At 67.7% G+C, this 5,013-nt stretch carries 5 protein-coding genes; 4 read left to right on the top strand and 1 reads right to left on the bottom strand.

Features of this window, described 5'->3' with window-relative positions; genetic code table 11:
• Positions 1-210: 210 nt before the first annotated feature.
• Positions 211-1,671 carry a peptide MFS transporter gene (locus tag ACFWMR_RS42395; protein ID WP_378274363.1) on the bottom strand — a complete coding sequence of 487 codons (1,461 nt, stop codon included), beginning with the start codon at positions 1,669-1,671 and terminating at the stop codon, positions 211-213.
• Between the two features lie 207 nt (positions 1,672-1,878).
• On the opposite strand from ACFWMR_RS42395, the gene nhaA reads away from it, so the two are divergent.
• The 4 genes from nhaA to ACFWMR_RS42375 are packed head-to-tail and all read left to right on the top strand — an operon-like array spanning position 1,879 to position 4,955.
• Positions 1,879-3,081, top strand: coding sequence for a Na+/H+ antiporter NhaA (nhaA, locus tag ACFWMR_RS42390; protein WP_093932350.1), 1,203 nt, complete (start codon positions 1,879-1,881; stop codon positions 3,079-3,081).
• A 48-nt stretch (positions 3,082-3,129) separates the two neighbouring features.
• Entirely contained in the window at positions 3,130-3,618 is a 489-nt protein-coding gene (locus ACFWMR_RS42385; protein ID WP_378274364.1) for a phage holin family protein, read from the top strand.
• On the top strand, positions 3,619-4,542 hold the full coding sequence (locus ACFWMR_RS42380; RefSeq protein WP_378274365.1) for an alpha/beta fold hydrolase: 924 nt from the start codon (positions 3,619-3,621) through the stop codon (positions 4,540-4,542).
• Positions 4,539-4,955 (top strand): DnaJ family domain-containing protein, encoded by a 417-nt coding sequence (locus ACFWMR_RS42375; RefSeq protein WP_378382472.1) that lies wholly within the window; start codon positions 4,539-4,541, stop codon positions 4,953-4,955. The genes ACFWMR_RS42380 and ACFWMR_RS42375 overlap by 4 nt, the downstream gene beginning before the upstream one ends.
• The last annotated feature ends 58 nt before the right edge of the window (positions 4,956-5,013 follow it).

Below are 5,013 nucleotides of genomic sequence, written 5' to 3'. Positions count from 1 at the left end.
GAGAAGGAACACGCGTGTTCCGTCTCTGATCACGCGAGTTCCGCCTTCAATCACGCGAGTCACGTCTCTGATCACGCGAGTCACGTCTTCGATCACCGGACGGCCCTCGGGGACCCCGTGCGACGAAAGGCCCCTTCATCGCAAATTTTGCGATGAAGGGGCCTTTCATTGCACGTCCGAGGATCACTCGTCAGTGCGTCACGAAGAGCGTCAGTGAACGCCCTTCATCAGCTTGCGGATCATCGGCGTCGCCAGCAGGAGCGCCACACCGACCACGACGGCCACTCCGCCGACGATGCTGAAGTACGGCGCTTCGTCGTCCACCGTGTAGTACTCGGCGAGCTTCCCGGACATCGCCGTACCCAGCGAGATGGACAGGAAGTTCAGCGCCACCATCTGCGTCCGGAAGGCCTCCGGCGCGAGCTTGGTCGACAGCGAAAGGCCGACCGGCGAAAGCATCAGCTCCGCAATGGTGAACACGAGCAGGATTCCGGCCAGCGCGAGCAGCGGGCTCGCGTTCTTGCCGCTGCCGACCATCGGGAGGAACAGCAGGAACGCCGCGCCCATGGTGACCGTGCCGAGCACGAACTTGATCGGCGAGGACGGCTGCCGCGAACCGAGTTTCGTCCAGATCGCCGCGATCACCGGCGCGAACAGGATGATGAACACCGGGTTGATCGAGTTGACCCACGCGACCGGCATCTCCCAGCCGAAGACCGTCCGGTTCAGCCGTTCGTCGGTGTAGGCCGCGACCACGGTGAACTGCTGCTGGTACAGCGAGAAGAACGCGGCGCTCGCGATGAACATCGGGATGAACGAGTACACCCGGCTGCGTTCCTCGGAGGTGATCTTCTTGCTGCTGATGATCACCACGAAGTAGATCACCGAGATGATCGCGACGGCCCAGACGACGACGTCGACCAGGTTCGCCGGGTTGATCACGCCGAAGACCACGAGCAGCACGATCGCCGCGACACCGGCCGCGGTGCCGCCGAAGACCAGCGGACGCCGCGACGCGGGCAGCGGGTTCGGGATCTCGCTCGCCTTCTCGCCGAGGTTCTTGCGGCCGATCGTGTACTGGATGAGGCCGAGCGCCATGCCGAACGCGGCGAGCCCGAAGCCGACGTGGAAACCGATCTCGCTCTGCGCGAGCCCGGTCAGCAGCGGCCCGACGAAGCCGCCGAGGTTGATACCCATGTAGAAGATCGTGAAACCGCCGTCGCGGCGCTCGTCGCCCTTCGCGTACAGCGTCCCGACAATGGTGGTGGCGTTGGACTTCAGCCCGCCACTGCCGATGGCCACGCACGCGAGGCCGACGCCGATACCCGCCAGCCCCGGCAGCACGGCCAGGCTGATGTGACCGGCCATGATCAGGATCGCGCTGTAGAACAGCGTCCGTTCGGAGCCGAGCACGCGGTCCGCGACCCAGGCGCCGATCACCGCCGACAGGTAAACCATGCCGCCGTACGCGCCGACGATGCCGAGCGCGGAGGCCTTCGGCAGCGCGAGGCCGCCCTGACTGACTTCGTAGTAGAGGTAGATCGGGAGGATGCCGAGCATCCCGTAGTACGAGAACCGCTCCCACATCTCGACGCCGAAGAGGTTCGCCAGCCCTCGTGGGTGCCCGAAGAACCTCGTGTCTTGCTGGACCTCGGTAGAGGTACTCACCATGCCGTCCTTATCGAAGACATCGTTGTCGTTTTCGGTTCACATGCTAAGAGTCCAGCATGTGGAACTGACACCGACGTCCGGATGGATCTTGTGGTCGCCGTCATGAAGAGATGAAGTCCGCAGCTCCGGGCGTTAAAATCGAGTCAAGGTGCGCCGGGAAGTCTGGTCGGCAACAGTATTCGTTGTCGCCGAAAACCGGAGGATGCCGTGTCCGGCCCCAACCGCCCCGCCAAGGTCGTCGTCGCCGACTTCGCCCGCTATCTCCGTACGGAAACCACCGGCGGGTTGATCCTGCTCGGTGCCACCGCGGTCGCGCTGCTGTGGGCGAATTCGCCCATCGACGACATTTACCGCGCGATCCGCGATTTCCGGCTCGGTCCCGAATTCCTCCACCTGAACCTGACGATCGGCGACTGGGCGAAGGACGGCCTGCTCGCGCTGTTCTTCTTCGTCGCCGGGCTCGAACTCAAACGCGAGCTCGTGGTCGGTGAACTCTCCCGGTTCAAGCAGGCGATCCTGCCGGTGGTCGCCGCGATCGGCGGCATGATCGTCCCGGCGCTGGTCGCGCTTTCCGTCGGCTGGGGAACGCCGGGCATCGAGCGCGCCTGGGCCATCCCGGTCGCGACGGACATCGCGTTCGCGCTCGGCGTCCTCGCGCTGACCGCGTCGAACCTGCCGAGCAGCGCCCGGGTCTTCCTGCTCTCGCTGGCGGTGGTCGACGACCTCGGCGCGATCCTCGTCATCGCGATCCTGTTCACCGCGAAGTTCGACCTCGTCGCCGCGGGCGTCGCCGTCGTCGCTCTCGCGCTGTACGCCTACCTCCAGCACCGCCGCGTCCGCAGCGCCTGGATCTACGTGCCGCTGGCCCTGATCACCTGGGTCGCGGTGCATTCGGCGGGCATCCACGCCACCATCGCCGGCGTCGCGCTCGGCCTGCTGACCCGGGTCCGCGCCGACGAAGGCGAGGAGCACTCGCCCGCGGTCCGGCTCGAACACCGGCTGCAACCGTGGTCGGCGGCGGTCGCGGTGCCGCTGTTCGCGCTGTTCGCGGCCGGGATCAAAGTGGACGGCGAGTCGCTCGGCGCGGTGTTCACCACGGCGTTGCCGCTGGCCGTGCTGGTCGGGCTGGTCGGCGGGAAGCTGGTCGGGATCTTCGGCGCCAGCCTGATCGCGGTGAAGTTCAAGCTCGCGGAGAAACCCCGGGGCATGGGCTGGCGGGACATCGGCGCGCTTTCGATGCTCGGCGGTGTCGGGTTCACCGTGAGCCTGCTGATCGCCGATCTCGCGCTCGACGGGGAAGCCGTCGAACTGGCGAAGGCGGCGGTGCTGATCGCCTCGGGGATCGCGTCGCTTTCGGCCGCCGCGATGCTGCTGCACCGCAGCCGCGTGCACGCGCGTGAGGATCTCTGACGCGACACTCGCCGGTCCGCCGCGCCCGGGATGAGGGCACGTGGCACGATGGCCGGTGTGAGCAGCCCCAAGCACGAACGTACCGGCCCCGACGGCGTGGGGGCCGTGCCCTACCTCCCCCTGTCGAGCGATGACGACGTGGTAGCGAGCGAGCAGTCCCTCGGGAAACTCGTCGGCGATGCCACGCAGCACGTCTCGACGCTGATCCGCGCCGAGGTCGAGCTGGCCAAGTCCGAGGTCGTCGCGGAGGCGAAGAAGGGCCTCAAGGGCGCCATCTTCTTCTTGGTCGCGCTGGTCATCGGGCTGTACAGCTCGTTCTTCTTCTTTTTCTTCCTCGGTGAGCTGCTGTCGGAGTTCCTGCAGCGCTGGGCGGCGTTCCTGATCGTGTTCGGGCTGATGCTCGTCTCGACGGCGGTCGCGGGCTTCCTCGGCTACCGCAAGGTGAAGAAGATCAAGGCGCCGGAGCGCACGATCAACAGCTTCAAGGACACCGCCGCCGCCTTCAAACCGCGGCACGGCGCCGAAGACCAAGACTGAGTGCAGGCGACACCGGACCCGTCGATCGTCCGGATCGACGGTCCGTGGACCCATCGTGACGTCTCGGCGAACGGCATCCGGCTGCACGTCGCCGAACTCGGCGACGGGCCGCTGGTCGTGCTGCTGCACGGGTTCGCCGAGTTCTGGTGGACCTGGCATCACCAGCTGAGGACACTCGCCGACGCCGGTTTCCGCGCGGTCGCGGTGGATCTGCGCGGCTACGGCGACTCGGACAAACCCCCGCGCGGCTACGACGCCTGGACGCTCGCGGGCGACGTCGGCGGGCTGATCAAGTCCCTCGGCGCGCGCAAGGCCCATCTCGTCGGACACGCCTGGGGCGGCATGCTCGCGTGGACGGTCGGCGCGCTGCACCCCCGGCTGGTCTCCTCGGTGACGGTGCTGGGCGGCGCGCACCCGCTGGCGTTGCGCACCGCCGTCAAACGGCCGGGGCAGCTGCGGGCGTCGGGGCACCTGTTCCGCTTCCAGGTGCCGATGGCGCCCGAGAAATGGCTGGTCAAGAACGACGCGCTCGCCGTCGAGGAGCTGTTCCGCGACTGGTCCGGTCCACAATGGACGGAAACGCCGGACTTCGCCGAAGCCGTGCGGGCGTTCCGGCAGGCGATGCTCGTGCCGGGGGTGCCGCACAGCGCGCTGGAGTACTACCGCTGGGCGTTCCGCGCTCAGTTCCGCGGTGAAGGCCGCCGGTTCAGCGAAGCGCTGCGAGGCCGCTTCGCGCCCCGAGTGCTGCAACTGCACGGAGAAGAAGACCGGTGCGTCCTGCCCGAGACCGCGGCGGCGTCGCGGCGCTGGGCCCCGGACGCCCGTCTCGAGCGCTGGCCCGGCATCGGGCACTTCCCGCATCTGGAGGCGCCGGACCGCACGTCGGCCGCCTTGCTGGAGTTTCTCCGTATCGTGGAGGCATGACCGAGCGCAAACCGACGGGCGTGTCGTTCGAGTCCTGGGTGGATCGGCAGATCAGCGCCGCGGCGGCGAAGGGCGAGTTCGACGACCTTCCCGGCGCGGGGAAGCCGCTGCCGAAGACCGACGGCAAGGACACGGCCCTGGCCTGGGTGGTGAACAAGGTCCGCACGGAGGGACACGACGTTTCGGCGTTGCTGCCTCCGTCGCTGGCGATCGCGAAAGAGCTCGAAGACCTGCCTGACACGCTGGCGCGAGTGCGCCGGGAGGCGCGGGTGCGGGAGATCGTCGAGGACCTGAACGAACGGATCCGCGCCGAGCACCGGCGTCCGGCGGGCGGTCCGGTGCTGCGGGCGCGTCCGTTGGACGTCGAGGAGACCGTCGCTTCTTGGCGCGAAGGTCTCCCCTCAGACTCCTGATCCCCCCTGCCGCGCGTGTCATGAGGGGTCCCCATGGGACGAATTTCGTCCCATGGGG

This window comes from Amycolatopsis thailandensis (assembly GCF_042723255.1).
In the GTDB taxonomy this organism is placed as follows: Bacteria; Actinomycetota; Actinomycetes; order Mycobacteriales; family Pseudonocardiaceae; genus Amycolatopsis; species Amycolatopsis thailandensis.
This window is presented reverse-complemented; position numbering and strand designations above follow the sequence as displayed.